This window comes from Peribacillus sp. NJ4, assembly GCF_030348345.1.
In the GTDB taxonomy this organism is placed as follows: Bacteria; Bacillota; Bacilli; order Bacillales; family DSM-1321; genus Peribacillus.
Genome location: NZ_JAUCFQ010000001.1, coordinates 1,770,831 through 1,786,570 on the forward strand (window position 1 = coordinate 1,770,831; position 15,740 = coordinate 1,786,570).

Genomic DNA, 15,740 nt, shown 5'->3' on the forward strand with positions numbered 1-15,740 from the left:
GTGGGGGCTGTTCTTATCAATCTTTATTTCCATACATCAATTCCGTGCTTCGGCTGTAAAGTTCAATGATATTGCCGAAAGGATCTTCACAATATATTAAATAATAGGGCTTCTTCTCCCATGTACTCCATATATCGCTATGCCTTTTACCGCCAGAAGCAGTAATTTCACCAGCCAGCCTTTCAATATCATCCGCTATTAAGCAAATATGAAAAAAGCCCTCATAACCACGACACTTACTTTTCGGCATCCTTGGCTCCTCAAACTCAAAAAGCTCAATCCCCACTGAATTATCGCCATCAAATGAGCATTTCCCATCTTTTTAACAGTATCACCAAGAAGATCATTCGTCATATTATATTCATTCTCCTCACCTGCATCAAACGAATAGGGACCCGCCAATAACCTGAATCCCAACACCTGCTCATACTACTTAACCGCCGCATCCAAATCAGGTACAGCCAATCCAATATAAGTAATTGCTACCATATGTATCCCTCTGATAATTAAAATACCCTTTAAGGTGAGGGGCAAACGGTACCGTTTTGGGACAAAAAAAAGAAGCAATAGCCAATACTGCTTCTTTGATTACATATATCGACTTCACGAAATTCTTTAAATTTCACCCTCTTCAAGCCTCCTATTATATTCAACTTTACTAATTAATCCTTTTGCATTACAGGTAAGACAATCTGTATAAATATCGTAGGCACCTGTTCCTGCACAAACATGGCATTTAACATGAGTTTCCGGTATATCCTTTTGCATGAATGAAAAAAGTTTTTCAATATACTGCAGAATAATCATTACCAAAACTCCTTTTTTTTCTATCATACAACGAAAAAGAGAGAAGGAAACAGGGAATACAATAACATTACTTAAAACAAATAAAACCATTACATACTTTACATAGGGTTAAAAAATGTGCTGATGGGGAATCAAGGTGGAGCGTGTTATGTTCCGAAAATGCGCTACCTGTTCTAAATGATCACTTCTGTTTTCAGAAAAAAAGAACATCCATAAAGATGTCCCTAATGTGTAATTACTTCATTTTTCTTAAAATCCATAAGTAAGCCACTATTGAAATCCCCACAGAGACTGCTGCCATTATGTAAATGCTTATATACCCAAACAGATAGCCGATTTGTCCGAAGAGGATTGCACCGAAACCGATTCCAAGATCAAAGAAGGAATAGAAAGTGGCATTGGCCATGCCTTTTCGATTTCGGGCAGCGTGTTCAAGAGACCAAGCTTGAAGAGCCGGTTGGACAGCACCGAATCCAATGCCATAAAAAATAGCTGCCATATACAGAATCATGTTACTTGGCATCCAGGCTAGCAATAGCATCGCCACTACGATAAAAAGAGTAGATGGAATGAAGACAGCTTGATGTCCTTTTTGATCATAGATTTTTCCAGCAAACATACGTGTGAAAATAAGGGCTAAAGCGTAAAGAAAAAAGTATCCTTGAATACCTGTCAGACCTTTTTCGATTGTATAAAGCGGTAAGAAGGTAGCGATCCCGCCAAAAGATACCGTAATGAAAAAAACAAGAACGGACGGAGCAACAGCGCTTTTTTCATAAATGTCAAACCTATTAGTTTTAACTGGGGCAGGAGCATGTTCTACTTTTTTATAAGTAATTGTTGAAGCCATTATCCAAGCTGCCAGGCTTAATACCCCGCAAAATAAAAACAAATGTTGAAAGGTTAAAACATCCGCTAAGAAAAGCCCAAATGAAGGACCAAAAGCCATCGCCAAATTACCCGATAAAGTGAAGTATCCCATTCCCTCACCCCGACGCTTTGCTGGGATAAGATCGGAGGCAATCGTACCTGATGCGGTGGTCGTATATCCCCAGCCAATCCCTTGTACAATCCTCATAGCGCATAGAAGGAAAATACTCATCATAAATCCAAACGAGCCAATCGCTACAGCCAAAAGAGCTAGACCGAACAGGAAAACAAAACGTCTACCTTTTGTTTCCAAGGCCTGTCCAGCAAAGGGGCGGACAATCAGGGCAGAAAATAAAAACATGCCAGCAACTAACCCAATATACCGTTCATTTCCGCCAAGCTCTTTTACAAAAAGCGGAAGGGTCGGGGAAGTCATCTGAAAGGATAAAAAAACAAAAAAGTTAGCCAAGAAAATCATAATAAAATCACGCGACCAGATTTTATTTACAACCGAAGGTTCTTCTTTTAACAAGGGTACACCCATAATAGTTATTCTCCTTAATTGATAGTAATTATCATTCTCATTTTACTAAAGTTATAGAGAACAATCTATAAAAATTAAGTGATCACTATAAATCTAAGTAATATTGACTAATAGTTAGCCCGTATTAATTTATTTAGAAACAAAAAATCAGGTTGGAGGTCACTTTATATTCAAGAAATACAACACACAGGGTCTTAGAGCGGATTATATTATCAAATTGCTATTAGATCATGTTCCTGTCTATACAGAACCCTTCTGTAGAGGGGAAGTAACCTTGCATGAAACCACCGTGCAGTTCAAATGGAAATTAATTAATCTGCTTGGCAATTATGGTAAAACTGTCGGATTTTTGGGGGAGTTGTTAAGAAATCGTGTCATTATTATGAAATTTTAATTAAGGACCTTTTATTTACCATTTATAAGGTATATTATTTGGGAAATGAGAGATTAAAGGAGTTAATTATGGGTAGATTTACAGAGACTGTAATGGAGAGGGTAGAAGATTCTCTACATAATAGGAAGAAACCTATGGTTGTTAAACTAAATTCCGAACAACTCGAGGATTTTATACAAAAATTTCCGGAAGACGGAGAGTTTTTTGGTTTAAGCTATCACATTCATGATGATAAGACGGTCACTTTTAACTATAATTCAGATGGTAGACATCTAGAAGTATTGAATTTGGTTAAGTGATTGGTACTTTGGGGTATCCAGCAGAAATGCTGGATTTTTTGAATTTAAATATCTTAATTAGATTTAGTGCGTATCAAAGTCGAATGATATAGAAGTTAAAACAGCCTCTGTGAAACGACAGTAAATGGCAAAGCGGAATAATCGCGGCTTTTATTCCAGAAACTCAATCCCCACTTGATTATCCGCCATCAAATGAGCATTACGCAACTTTTTAATATGATCACCAAGAAGATCATTCGTCATATTATGTTCATTCTCCTCACTCGCATCAAACGAATAGGGACCCGCCAATACCCTGAATCCCAACACCTGCTCATAGCACTTAATTGCAGCATCCAAATCAGGTACAGCCATTCCAACATGAGAAATTGCTGTCATATGTATGCCCCCTGGTAATATAATACCTTGTGAGGGGCAAACTGTACCGATTTGGACAAAAAAAAGAAGCAATAGCCAATACTGCTTCTTTGCTTACATATATCGACCTCACGAAATTCTTTAAATTTCACCCTCTTCAAGCCTCCTATTATACTCAACTTTACTTATTAATCCTTTTGCATTACAGGTAAGACAATCTGTATAAATATCGTAGGCACCTGTTCCTGCACAAACATGGCATTTAACATGAGTTTCCGGTATATCCTTTTGCATGAATGAAAAAACTTTTCCAATATACTGCAGAATAATCATTCCCAAAACTCCTTTTTTTTCTATCATACAACGAAAAAGAGAGAAGGAAACAGGGATTACAATAACATTACTTAAAACAAATTAAACCATTACATACTTAACATGGGGTTAAAAATTTGATGGGAATTCGTTTTTAGTATTAGGATTTCATGCTCGCAGAGTTTGTCTCGACCAAAGCAAAATAAAAAGAGCCCTAGGGCTCTAAAATAAACTATTAAGAATTAATTTTATCCATCCAATAAAAGAAATCCATAACGGTATGCTCAAAGATGTACCAAACAAAATTCCTTTTAAGAAATTCCCTTCATTTTCACCTACCATATTGAACACACCTCTCGGCTTGGTTTTCTTGTGATTATTATAAATGAAAGCGCTTTCTTTGTATATGAGACATTTGATGCAATTACTTTACACAATTTAATCCTTAAGAGAAAGCCGAGAAGGTGAATCAGTTAGCTTTCTCATGAAATTCAAAGAATCAAAAATATTTCATACAAGGATCTTGATATGATGCTGGATTTTATAGCTTTTTCGAAGTAGCGCTAACTGTGTGTTCTCATAAAAAAGACCATCGACGGAAGATGTTGAGCATTACAAATAACTTGACACCTGTTCTTATCACTTTATAGCAGCATCCAAATCAGGTACAGCTATCCAATGTGAGTAGTTGCTATCAAATGTATCTACAATGATTATAACCTACCCTTTAAAGGCCAATGTCGAGTAATGTCGGAAAAAATTGGAAGGATATTCTTTATCGCTGAAAATTTGATAGTTATAATTAATGAGAGAAAAATAACCGAAAAAAGTGAAATAGAGCTCCAGTAGCAGTACAAAAATAAGAGTTTCAGTCTATTTTATAAGGCTTCCATGTCAGTCACTAATGTTCAATTATGGGAGGTAAAGATGAAGAAATATGGTTTAATCATTATCGCTGGAATTTGCTTAGCAGTACTGGTTTTTGGCCATCTGCATTGGAAAAACATAAGCCAGGCAGCAGGGGTAGAGGCAAGAGAAGCTGCAGCAAAAGTAAAAGAAAAGGAAAAAGAAGAAAGGGATGCATTGATACAAAGGTTAAAACCGGAAAATAATAAACAGCAGCCGCTAATAGATTACCTGCATTATAAGTCGCTTACGCAAGATAGGGTAATAGTATCCCTAGTAGGAAGTAATGCTACTTCAGGAACCGGTGCAAGTAAATTCCTCCCATAGTTGGGCAGGACGTTTAGAGAAGAGTCTGCGTTCTGATCGTGATGATTTAGAAACACTTGGTTTCATTAATCATGGACATAACGGGTATTCAACAGAGGATTTGCTGAAAGGTAAGAAAATTGAAGCGGTCATACAAGATAAACCCGATCTTATTATTTTTGAAAATTCGCTGATAAATAATCATTATCAATCATTAAGCTTGGAACAGACGCAAAAAGATTTGGAAAGCATCATGGCAAAGTTACAAAAAGAGCTGCCGAATGCAAAGATTCTAATCATTTCACCAAACCCAGTCACAAATGGTAAAACAGAGAATAGTTTAGGTTTGAATTATACTGATTATATTCAAGCATCCGAGCAGGTCATCAAAACGAATAAATGGACTTATCTGAATAGTAAAGAAGAGATAGAAAAGAAGTTAAGTAAAAAGAATATGAGATTGGCAGATATACTGACTAATGATAACATCCATCCCAATGATCAAGGGCATTACATATGGTTCGAGGTTATGGAGGAATATTTTAAGTTGAAGAAGTAGTAAAAGGGGGAAAAGTGATTATAACCACTTTTCCCCCTATTATCGTTTTGACTTATCTTAAGGAGCTAAAAGAAAGCGATTTCATAGTTTCATAAAGACATCACTTTCTATCTTGAATGAATTCGCGCATTTCCTCTTTCGATATTCCTGATCCCATAACATCCTGCATGATTTCCATCCACTCTTCATCCATGCCCTTGTCTGGTTTTTCATTCAACAGAGCATCGACCTTAATACAAAGGATTCTAGCGATTTTTTCCAAAACTAATATAGTAGGGTTTGTTTGAAGGTTTCTTTCCATTGAGCTTATATAGGATTTGGCAACACCGGATTTTGCGGAGAGTTCACTAATTGACATTTTCCTTTCTTCCCTAAGCGACTTAACACGGTAACCTATCATTTTGACCACACCTAACTATTAATATGAAAATTATATACTGAATTTTAACTATTACTTTCAGTTTACACATTTTCCTTTCATTTTTAATGATAACTAGGCACTAAAATAATTCACACAATATTATGTATAAACGGATTTTCCTGTTTTGGTAGGCATTTAGTTAGGTTCGTTTATGGAAAATGTTGTTAATTTACACAAAGACCAAATAAAATATGGTAATGGGTGTATACTTAGGTTTGATAAAATTCCAGGCGAAAATATTCTGGAAAATGGGGTATTTAGATGTGATTAATACAATATTTAAAATTTAGAAATTATTCCCTTTGAATTGCCTTTTTCTTTTTTGTAAAATTATTTTGGCATTTGAAAAGTATTCTTTCATTGTAAGTTTCATGTAAATTTCCTTGAAAATACATAATAATAGTTAATATTATGGTATAATGCAATAGGTCATTTTTAACATATCAGGAGGATGAAATGGAAGAAACTATTAGTATTAAAGATATTTTTAAAACATTAAAGAAACGTTGGAAGCTAATCATGCTGCTGACATTAATTGCCGCTTTGATTAGTGGAACAATTTCTTATTTCTTATTAACACCTGTTTACCAATCTTCAACACTGATTCTCGTTAATCAGAAACAAACGGAGAACCAATTGGACTCGACTCAAATACGTTCCAATATAGACATGATTAATACATACAGTGTGATCATAAAGAGCCCTGCCATTTTGAAGAAGGTCATTGATGAACTTAAACTAGACCAAAGCGTAGAACAACTTAGTGAAAAAATCACAATTAACAGCCAAGAAAATTCACAAGTCTTCTCTTTAACGGTCCAAGACAGTAATCCATCTCAGGCAGTAGAAATAGCAAACACGGTTTCTGAAACTTTCGAAAAGGAAATCAAGGATATCATGAACGTCGATAATGTTAGCGTTTTTGCAAAGGCAGAAATTAAGGAGAATCCTACACCCGTAAAACCTAATCCATTATTGAATATCGCTATTGCGGTGGTGGTCGGATTGATGGCCGGAGTCGGCTTGGCATTCCTACTGGAATATATGGATAATACGATCAAGGACGAGGATGATATTGAGAGACTCCTAGAATTACCTATACTTGGATCGATTCAAAAGATTACACAGGTACATAATAAAGGATAATTTGGATAAGAAGCAGTATGAAAGGAAGCGGGATTTTTGAGAAGTAAAGATAAAAAACAGGTGAACTTGATTGCACAGACTAATCCTAAGTCACCTATTACTGAACAATATCGATTAATTAGAACGAACATTCAATTCTCATCAGTTGATAAAGACATACAAACCATTGTGGTGACTTCTTCGGAGCCTAATGATGGAAAATCGACAACAGCTGCAAACCTCGCCATTGTTTTGGCACAGGAGGAGAAAAAGGTTGTGCTTGTGGATGCAGACTTAAGGAAACCATCGGTTCATTATGCTTTTAGTCTTAGTAATATAGAGGGGCTTACGAGTGTGTTAACGAAGAAAATGAGCATTGAAAAAGCACTCATGAAAACGAATGTGCCTAATCTGGAAATTCTGACAAGTGGACCAATACCTCCTAACCCTTCGGAATTATTGAATTCCAAAGCCATAGAAACAGCGATTGATGAACTAAAAGGAATATATGATTATATCATTTTTGATACACCGCCCGTTCTGGTAGTGCCTGATTCTCAGATTGTAGCCAATAAATGTGATGGCGTAATAATGGTAGTGGCGAGTGGCAAGACAAACAAACAAAGTGCAGTAAAAGCAAAGGAACTTTTGGTAAAAGCTAATACATCTTTGCTTGGAGTCGTATTGAATGGCGTTCAAACGGATAACAGCAATTATTATTACTATCAATCTTAACAAAATAAAACAATTTTCGACAAAATAACACCCTGTTTGATGACAGTTTTATATGCTACTATTAATCAGGGTATTAATTCCTATTTTTAGAGGTTAGGCCTTTTTCTCTATTCATTTTATAAAGGAAGTGTATGAATTTTGATCGACATACATTGTCACATTCTCCCAGGAGTGGATGATGGGTCCGCGGACATTAAGGAAAGCATGAACATGGCAAAGAAAGCAATAGAAGCAGGAATCACCCATATTTTTGCCACGCCACATCATTTAAATGAGAAATATGTAAATGTTAAAAGTGACATCATTGACCGTGCAGTGAGGTTAAATGAGAGTTTTCAACTAGAAAATATTCCTCTTACCATTCATCTCGGACAAGAAGTAAGAATTCACCGGGACATATTTACTTCACTTGAAAAGGGAGAAATCCTAACGTTAGACGATAATGGTACATATTTACTGCTAGAGCTCCCATCTGGAAGGGTTCCTACATATACACAAGAAGTGATTTATGAGCTGCTGCTGAAAGGAATCACACCGATTATCGTACATCCGGAGAGAAATAAAGAATTGAAAGCCAATCATAAACTATTATTTGAATTGGTCCAGGAGGGTGCGTTAACTCAAATTACCTCAGGCAGCATTACCGGAAACTTCGGTAAAAGTATTCAATCATTTTCAAAAAAGATAATCGAACATAATCTGGCTCATTTTATTGCAACAGATGCACATAATATAGGCTCTAGAGGGTTCACGTTACAACAAGCCTATGAAACAATCACAAAAACATACGGAATACAACGTACATTTTATTTCAAAGAAAACGCTGAACAGCTAATAAAGGGACAAAGCCCTACTGTCGAAAAACCATTGCCATTCAAAAAGAAAATCTTGGGAATCTTCTAGGAATATAAATGGTTAGGAAACGCTTACACCATTATAATATAATTTTTGCTTATGAAATACTATATATTTTTTTTTTTTTGATTAAAAGAGCTAGAAAGGGCTGATATCTAATGAAAAAAGTAAAAAAAGCAATAATACCAGCAGCTGGGTTGGGAACAAGATTCCTGCCAGCCACTAAGGCCATGCCCAAGGAAATGCTGCCTATCGTGGATAAACCAACCATTCAATATATCATCGAAGAAGCGGTGGCTTCAGGAATTGAAGATATTATTATTGTTACTGGAAAAGGTAAGCGTGCAATTGAGGATCATTTCGATAATGCATTTGAACTGGAAAATAATTTAATGGAAAAAAACAAATTCGAATTACTAGAAAAGGTCCAAGCTCCTTCCAAAGTTGATATTCATTACATTAGACAAAAAGAACCAAAAGGTCTAGGCCACGCAGTTTGGTGTGCAAGAAAATTCATTGGAAATGAACCATTCGCTGTTTTATTAGGTGATGATATCGTCCAAGCGGAAACACCTTGCTTAAAACAGTTAATGAATGAATATGATAAAACCTTATCTTCGGTCATTGGTGTACAAACAGTTCCTAAAGAAGAAACCCATCGTTATGGAATTGTTGATCCAAGCAACCAAAACGGACGGCGCTACGAAGTAAATAACTTTGTCGAAAAGCCAGCAAAAGGAACAGCCCCATCCGACTTGGCAATCATGGGCCGGTACATTTTCACACCTGAAATATTTATGTTCTTGGAAAAGCAAGAACTAGGAGCAGGCGGAGAGATTCAGCTGACGGATGCCATCCAAAAATTAAACGAAATTCAACGAGTCTTTGCATATGATTTTGAAGGAAAAAGATTTGATGTTGGAGAGAAATTAGGATTCATTCAGACAACGATTGAGTTTGCATTGAAAGATGAAAATCTTAAAGATGATATTTTAGAGTTTATAGAGAACCTACTGGAGAAACAAAAAATATAAAAATAAATTAGAGTAAGGGAGGAGTCAATTTGAAAGCTGTAGCAGTTGAGCAGAGGGTGGTATCATCTGACCACTTATTAACAGCAGATCAAGTAAATGCTAATTTGAGCTATTTAAGAATGAAAAGATTAATAGATATTTTTGGATCAATTATTGGACTTATCTTACTATCACCCATTTTTTTGATTGTAGCTATTTTGATCAAAATAGAAGACCCAAAAGGACCTGTTTTTTTCAAGCAGGTTCGAGTAGGGAGAGACGAAACTGAATTTCAAATGTATAAATTTCGGTCAATGGTCTCAAATGCTGAAGAGCAATTAAAAGATTTACTAGCGTTAAATGAAGTATCAGGAGCCATGTTTAAGATGAAGAATGATCCTAGGATTACGAAGATTGGGAAATTTATTCGGAAAACAAGTATCGATGAGCTACCACAATTGTTGAATGTATTAAAGGGAGAAATGAGTCTTGTAGGACCAAGGCCGCCACTCCGTCGCGAAGTTGATGAATACTTACCCTTCGATAAACAGAGATTACTAGTAACACCTGGATGTACAGGATTATGGCAAGTAAATGGTAGGAATAGTTTGGGATTTGAAGAAATGGTTAAATTAGATATCTACTATATTTATAACCGAAATATATTATTTGATATCAAAATAATTTTAAAAACTGTGAAATGCATGATTAACTCTGATGAGGCATACTAAAAAAATGGAGATGATTAGATTGAATAAAAAAGTATGTATAGTTGGCTTGGGTTATATTGGTTTACCTACAGCTGCTGTATTAGCAGACAAAGGGTTTTTGGTCCATGGCGTAGACGTTAATGAAGAGGCAATAAATTTAATCAATAATGGAGAAGTTCACATATATGAACCTGACTTAGAGAAAGTTGTAAAAAAAGTTGTAACAGCAGGGAAATTGAGTGCCGATATTGATCCTATAAAGGCAGATGTTTATATTCTAGCGGTTCCTACACCATTTAAAGAAGATCATAAGCCAGATCTAGCTTACGTTGAATCTGCAACGAAATCAATCATTCCTTATATTGAACCAGGGAATCTAATAATCCTTGAATCTACTAGTCCAATTGGTACTACTGATAAAATTGTTGAATTGATATTAAATGAAAGAACAGATTTAAGTATTGATGAAAAAAGCTCTAGTCAAATATTTGTATCTCATTGTCCAGAACGTGTACTGCCTGGGAAAATACTAAAAGAATTAATTGAAAATGATCGTATTGTCGGTGGAATAAATAAGATGTCTACGCAAAAGACAGCAGAGTTTTACGAATCATTTGTTGATGGTAAGGTCCTTCAAACAAATGCAAAGACTGCTGAATTATCAAAACTAACTGAAAACTCGTATAGAGATGTAAATATAGCTTTTGCAAATGAACTTTCTATGATTTGTGATGATTTAGATATAGATGTTTGGGAATTGATAAAATTAGCCAATCATCATCCCCGTGTTAATATTTTACAACCTGGACCAGGAGTGGGAGGACATTGTATTGCGGTTGATCCGTGGTTTATTGTTGATGCTGCACCTGAAAAGTCTAAGTTAATTCATACGGCCAGAAATGTAAATGATTCGAAGCCGATATTTGTGATTAATAAAGTAAAAGAGGCAGCTGATAAATTCAAAAGTGCAACTATAGCTTGCTTGGGATTATCATTTAAAGCAAATATCGATGATTTACGTGAAAGTCCTGCAATAGAGATTGTTAAAGAACTCTCAAAAGAATCTAATTATAATATATTAATCGCAGAGCCACACATAAGTGAACTGCCTTCTTCATTAAATAAATTAAATGTTAGTTTAGTTAGTACAGAGGAAGCTATAAAACAGGCAAATTTGATTGTTTTACTGGTTGATCATGATTACTTTAAATTGATAGATAATCTAGACTTACAAGACAAGATAGTTGTTGATACTAGAGGGATAACAAATAATGGGACAAATAAAGTAGCAAGTCTAACTTAAGATAGGAGATATTAATCCTTGAATTATACAATACTCACAAATATGTATCCGAAGGAAGAGAGTTTATATAGGAATGTTTTTATACATCGCAGGGTAATAGAATATGTTAAAAGAGGATTGGATATAGAAGTCTTTGTTTTGGACGAGGGAATAAAGGAAACAAAGATTTACTTTTTTGAGGGGGTAAAAGTAATTGAAGGCAATAAAATTACGTTTATTGAATATACTTCAAAGAAAAAACCAACCAAAATCCTTGTACATTTTATTAATCGACATATGATTGATGGAATTAATTCTATTAATGAAAAAATTGGTATTATTGTTTGGATACATCTGATGGAAGCAATTGGTTGGTATAGAAGATTATTCAATTATAAAGATGGTGGGTTTATTAAATATATTCTCCAAAATACTCGGCAAATGTTAAATTTAAGGCGATTTATAAAAAAATCAAGTAAAAGAGATATTAAATTTATATTCGTCTCAAATTGGATAAAAAATACAACCCAAAAAGATACTTTTACTAAAATTAATAATTTTGAGATTATACACAATGTTGTAGATACAAATTTATTTCAGTATGAAGAGAAAGATCTAGCATTAAGAAAAAAAATATTGTTAATTAGACCTTTTGAATCCAGGAAATATGCAAACGATGTTGCAGTAGAAGCGATAATAAAATTGAAAAAGAAAAGTTATTTTGATCAATTAGAATTTAGTATATTCGGGTCTGGTCAACTGTTTGAAAAAACTGTAAGTCCAATAAGGCACTTGGAGAATGTAAAAATCCATAATACCTATTTAAAACATAATGAGATAAAAGATCAGCATAGTAAGCATGGTATATTCTTATGCCCTACTAGACAAGATTCTCAAGGAGTCTCAATGTGCGAAGCTATGTCAAGTGGGCTAGTACCTATTACCTCAAAAAATTCTGCAATTCCTGAGTTTGTAGAACATAAATTAACAGGGTTAATTACTCAAAATGCAGAAGGTATAGTAAAAGAAGTAGATTATTTATATAATAATCCTTTAGTTTTTAGTGAAATTTCTAAAAATGCTTCTGCTTCGATGTTTACGAGATGTAGTCCAGAAAAGGTTATAAATGAAGAGGTAAATGTAATTATAAATGAGTGAAATTTATAGTCCCAAGTTATGAGGGGGAGCAAAATGCCAGGGTTTATCGGTTATATAGGTAAAAGTATGGAGGATTTATATTTTCCTGAATCAGCTAATGTGAGAGAATCCAATTTACTATTTAATGAAGCTAAAGATGATAATTATCACTTCGAAAATAGAGTGAATAAAAAATTTCAAAATGATAAAATTTTTTATGAAAATGAAAAATATATTATTATTACTGATGGAATTTTACTTAATAGTAAGCAACTCATTAACAGATATAAAAGTGAAAATCTTGTAGAGACAATAATTAAAATGTATGAATATAAAGGTGAACAATTTTTTAATGAAATTAGAGGGAGTTATTCTTGTATATTATTTGATAAAAAATCCGAAAAGTGGTTAATCTTCACAGATCAATTAGGAGATAAAAAAGTCTATTTCTCGGAGGTTAGTGAAGGTTACATAATTGGTTCTCGAGTCAATGATATTGCTACTGTATTTAAGGCTAATAAAAAACCATTAACACTTAGTGAAGATAGTTCTTTATTTATGTTAACATTTGGTTTTATGATTGATGATAATACGATGGTAAATGAAATCAAAAGGTTATTACCAGGACATTATTTAAAGATTGAAAATAATGATTTGAGAATAATTGAATATTTCCAATTTGATAACGAACCAATTATTCAGGGTACGGAAGATGAAATAATTGATCAATTAGATCAATTATTTAGGGAATCAGTAAAACTTCAATTTGAAAAAGATAAAGAATATGGTTATAAACATCTAGCTTCTATTAGTGGTGGTCTTGATTCAAGAATGGTTAATGTAGTAGCAAATGATTTAGGATATAAAGATATATTGAACTATACCTTTTCGCAATCAAATTATTTAGATGAAAAAATTGCTAAACAAATTGCTGTAGATTTAAATCATGAATTTATATTTAAATCTCTTGATGATGCAAAGTTTCTGTTGGATATAGATAGTATAGTTAAAATTAATGGTGGTACTAGTATATATTATGGTCTTGCACATTCAAAAAATAATTTGGATAGTCTTAATTTAGAACCTTATGGTCTTGTCCATACTGGACAAATTGGAGATGTTGTTGTCGGGAGTTTTTCAAAATCATCTCAGCACGAAAGCGTTGATTTTTCCAATTATGTTTATTCGACTAAATATCAATATTTGTTAAAAAACATAGCATTTGATGATTATGAAAATGATGAATTATTTAAAATGTACAATAGAGGATTTAATTTTGCGCTAAATGGTAATCTTTCATTTCAAGAACGAACAGAGTCATTTTCCCCATTCTGTAATGTTGAATTTATGCAGTTTTGTTTGAATATTCCTCTGCATTTCAGAATTAACCATAATCTATATTATAAATGGATATTAAAGAAGTATCCCTCAGCTGCAAATTATAAATACGAGAGAATAAAATCTAAAATTACGACCCCTAAATTAGTCGTTAGAAGTATGAACTTTACATTTAGATGTATAAATAAGGCGTTAAATATTTTAAAATTGCCAACTTTATATGGATACAATACTAAACGAGGAATGAACCCTTTTGATTATTGGTATAGGCAGAACCATGAATTTAAGAAATTTATAGATAAATACTATGAAAAAAATATTGTTTTATTAGATGGAAACAAGGACGTACAAGAAAAATGTAAACATATGTTTAAAACAGGAATAACAGTAGAGAAAATTCAAGTTCTTACAATTTTATCTACGGCTAAGGTGATTCTAGGTGAGGAATAAATTGTAATGAAAGAATTGATTAATAAAATAATAAAAAAAGGTTTTTTTCATATTTTTGGTTCTAATGTAATAAATAAGATAGTTCAATTTTCTAGTAGTATTTTTTTAGTAAGGTTACTAATGAAAGAAGATTTTGGGAATTATAGTTATGCACAGAATATTTTGAATATATTTATGTTATTTAATGGAATGGGAGTATTATTTGCCTTATTGCAATTCGGTAGTGAGAGTCGAAACAAAGAGAAAAGAAATTCTTATTTCAAGTATTCTTTTAAAATTGGTTTGCGATTTAATATTTTGATTTCTATAGTATTAATCATCTACAGTTTGTTTATATTGAAAGAGAATATCATGGCATCAGATTTGTTAATATTGATGTTTTTAATGCCAGTTTTTTTATTTGTTTTTGAATATATCCAAATTTATTTTCGTACAAACCTTATGAATATAGAGTTTTCTAAATTAAGTACATACAATACATTAGCGATATTTATATTGTCAGTTTGTGGAGCGTTGTTAGAAGGTGTGATTGGTGTAGTTATTGGAGTGTATATTGCATACTTCACTTCCATGCTAATCGGGTTTTACTTATTAAGAAAAGATAAGTTCTTTGAAAAGATATCAATTACTTTAACAACAACTGAAAAAAAAGAGTTGACAAATTACTCCATTATTTCTGTGTCTAACAATGTTATCTCTCAAATTACTTACCTGATTGATATCTTTTTAATTGGTCTTTTAATTAAAGATCCTAATACCGTAGCGATATATAAAGCTGCTACCTTAATTCCGTTTGCTTTGAATTTTATTCCGTTATCTATAATGACCTTTGTATATCCTTATTTCGCTAAAAATAGGGAGAATGTAAAATGGCTAATTAAAACATATAAAATATTGGTAAAATATTTATTGTTAATTAATATCTTTATAACAATAATTTTATTAATTTTTGCGCCTTTAATAATAAAATTATTGTTTGGCGAAGAATATCTAGAAGGTGTTTTAGTTTTTAGACTTTTATCTATAGGTTTTTTCTTTGCCAGTACTTTCCGTATTCCAGCAGGAAATGTATTGGCAATGGTAAAACAGGTAAAAATTTTATTTACCATAAACATTATTGTGGGCGTAATTAATATAATATTAGATTTTATTATGATTAAATATTATTCAATGATTGGTGCAGCTTTTACAACTGTTTTGATTATTGGGATATCTGCTTTGAGTTATAACGTGGTTTTGTGGCGATATTTTACAAAAAAAAAATATCATAGTCTCTAACCTTTTGTAACAGTAATTATTTAAAAAGTGAATTGTGTGGTT

Annotated in this window: 18 protein-coding genes; 12 read left to right on the forward strand and 6 right to left on the reverse strand. The window is 33.1% G+C overall.

The window, feature by feature from the left end; translation table 11 throughout:
• Positions 1 to 16: 16 nt before the first annotated feature.
• The 3 genes from QUF94_RS08865 to QUF94_RS08875 all read right to left on the reverse strand — a co-directional run bounded on the left by QUF94_RS08865 (position 17) and on the right by QUF94_RS08875 (position 2,221).
• On the reverse strand, positions 17 to 250 hold the full coding sequence (locus tag QUF94_RS08865; protein WP_289315532.1) for a VOC family protein: 234 nt from the start codon (positions 248 to 250) through the stop codon (positions 17 to 19).
• A 365-nt stretch (positions 251 to 615) separates the two neighbouring features.
• Positions 616 to 834, reverse strand: coding sequence for a hypothetical protein (locus tag QUF94_RS08870; protein ID WP_289315533.1), 219 nt, complete (start codon positions 832 to 834; stop codon positions 616 to 618).
• A 208-nt stretch (positions 835 to 1,042) separates the two neighbouring features.
• Positions 1,043 to 2,221 carry an MFS transporter gene (locus QUF94_RS08875; protein WP_289315534.1) on the reverse strand — a complete coding sequence of 393 codons (1,179 nt, stop codon included), beginning with the start codon at positions 2,219 to 2,221 and terminating at the stop codon, positions 1,043 to 1,045.
• 462 nt (positions 2,222 to 2,683) lie between these two features.
• Here QUF94_RS08875 and QUF94_RS08880 point away from each other — a divergent pair, with 462 nt between their 5' ends.
• Positions 2,684 to 2,914 (forward strand): hypothetical protein, encoded by a 231-nt coding sequence (locus tag QUF94_RS08880; RefSeq protein ID WP_289315535.1) that lies wholly within the window; start codon positions 2,684 to 2,686, stop codon positions 2,912 to 2,914.
• Between the two features lie 150 nt (positions 2,915 to 3,064).
• On the opposite strand, the gene QUF94_RS08885 is transcribed toward QUF94_RS08880, so the two are convergent.
• Together QUF94_RS08885 and QUF94_RS08890 are read right to left on the reverse strand one after the other, a co-directional pair.
• Positions 3,065 to 3,292, reverse strand: a complete 228-nt coding sequence (locus QUF94_RS08885; protein WP_289315536.1) for a VOC family protein — start codon at positions 3,290 to 3,292, stop codon at positions 3,065 to 3,067.
• 120 nt (positions 3,293 to 3,412) lie between these two features.
• Positions 3,413 to 3,631: a hypothetical protein gene (locus QUF94_RS08890; RefSeq protein ID WP_289315537.1), complete on the reverse strand. Its 219-nt coding sequence runs from the start codon at positions 3,629 to 3,631 to the stop codon at positions 3,413 to 3,415.
• 879 nt (positions 3,632 to 4,510) lie between these two features.
• Between QUF94_RS08890 and QUF94_RS08895 the strand changes: the two genes are divergently transcribed.
• Positions 4,511 to 4,816 (forward strand): hypothetical protein, encoded by a 306-nt coding sequence (locus QUF94_RS08895; protein WP_289315538.1) that lies wholly within the window; start codon positions 4,511 to 4,513, stop codon positions 4,814 to 4,816.
• A complete protein-coding gene (locus QUF94_RS08900) occupies positions 4,794 to 5,354 on the forward strand; it encodes an SGNH/GDSL hydrolase family protein (RefSeq protein WP_289315539.1) in 561 nt (186 codons plus the stop codon). Before QUF94_RS08895 ends, QUF94_RS08900 begins: the two co-directional genes overlap by 23 nt.
• A gap of 100 nt (positions 5,355 to 5,454) precedes the next feature.
• Here the strand turns inward: QUF94_RS08900 and QUF94_RS08905 are convergent, their stop codons facing one another.
• Positions 5,455 to 5,754, reverse strand: coding sequence for a helix-turn-helix domain-containing protein (locus tag QUF94_RS08905; RefSeq protein ID WP_289315540.1), 300 nt, complete (start codon positions 5,752 to 5,754; stop codon positions 5,455 to 5,457).
• 477 nt (positions 5,755 to 6,231) lie between these two features.
• On the opposite strand from QUF94_RS08905, the gene QUF94_RS08910 reads away from it, so the two are divergent.
• The 9 genes from QUF94_RS08910 (at position 6,232) to QUF94_RS08950 (ending at position 15,698) form a co-directional block, all read left to right on the forward strand.
• On the forward strand, positions 6,232 to 6,921 hold the full coding sequence (locus QUF94_RS08910) for a YveK family protein (protein ID WP_289315541.1): 690 nt from the start codon (positions 6,232 to 6,234) through the stop codon (positions 6,919 to 6,921).
• A gap of 36 nt (positions 6,922 to 6,957) precedes the next feature.
• Positions 6,958 to 7,635 carry a CpsD/CapB family tyrosine-protein kinase gene (locus QUF94_RS08915; protein WP_289315542.1) on the forward strand — a complete coding sequence of 226 codons (678 nt, stop codon included), beginning with the start codon at positions 6,958 to 6,960 and terminating at the stop codon, positions 7,633 to 7,635.
• 138 nt (positions 7,636 to 7,773) lie between these two features.
• Positions 7,774 to 8,538 (forward strand): tyrosine-protein phosphatase, encoded by a 765-nt coding sequence (locus QUF94_RS08920; RefSeq protein WP_289315543.1) that lies wholly within the window; start codon positions 7,774 to 7,776, stop codon positions 8,536 to 8,538.
• Positions 8,539 to 8,648: 110 nt separating this feature from the next.
• Entirely contained in the window at positions 8,649 to 9,524 is an 876-nt protein-coding gene (galU, locus tag QUF94_RS08925) for a UTP--glucose-1-phosphate uridylyltransferase GalU (RefSeq protein ID WP_289315544.1), read from the forward strand.
• A gap of 29 nt (positions 9,525 to 9,553) precedes the next feature.
• On the forward strand, positions 9,554 to 10,234 hold the full coding sequence (locus QUF94_RS08930) for a sugar transferase (RefSeq protein WP_483313644.1): 681 nt from the start codon (positions 9,554 to 9,556) through the stop codon (positions 10,232 to 10,234).
• Between the two features lie 19 nt (positions 10,235 to 10,253).
• Positions 10,254 to 11,516: a UDP-N-acetyl-D-mannosamine dehydrogenase gene (wecC, locus tag QUF94_RS08935; RefSeq protein WP_353957745.1), complete on the forward strand. Its 1,263-nt coding sequence runs from the start codon at positions 10,254 to 10,256 to the stop codon at positions 11,514 to 11,516.
• Positions 11,517 to 11,534: 18 nt separating this feature from the next.
• A complete protein-coding gene (locus QUF94_RS08940) occupies positions 11,535 to 12,653 on the forward strand; it encodes a glycosyltransferase family 4 protein (RefSeq protein WP_289315545.1) in 1,119 nt (372 codons plus the stop codon).
• A 33-nt stretch (positions 12,654 to 12,686) separates the two neighbouring features.
• Entirely contained in the window at positions 12,687 to 14,420 is a 1,734-nt protein-coding gene (locus QUF94_RS08945) for an asparagine synthetase B family protein (RefSeq protein WP_289315546.1), read from the forward strand.
• A gap of 6 nt (positions 14,421 to 14,426) precedes the next feature.
• Positions 14,427 to 15,698 (forward strand): oligosaccharide flippase family protein, encoded by a 1,272-nt coding sequence (locus QUF94_RS08950; protein WP_289315547.1) that lies wholly within the window; start codon positions 14,427 to 14,429, stop codon positions 15,696 to 15,698.
• Positions 15,699 to 15,740 lie beyond the last annotated feature (42 nt).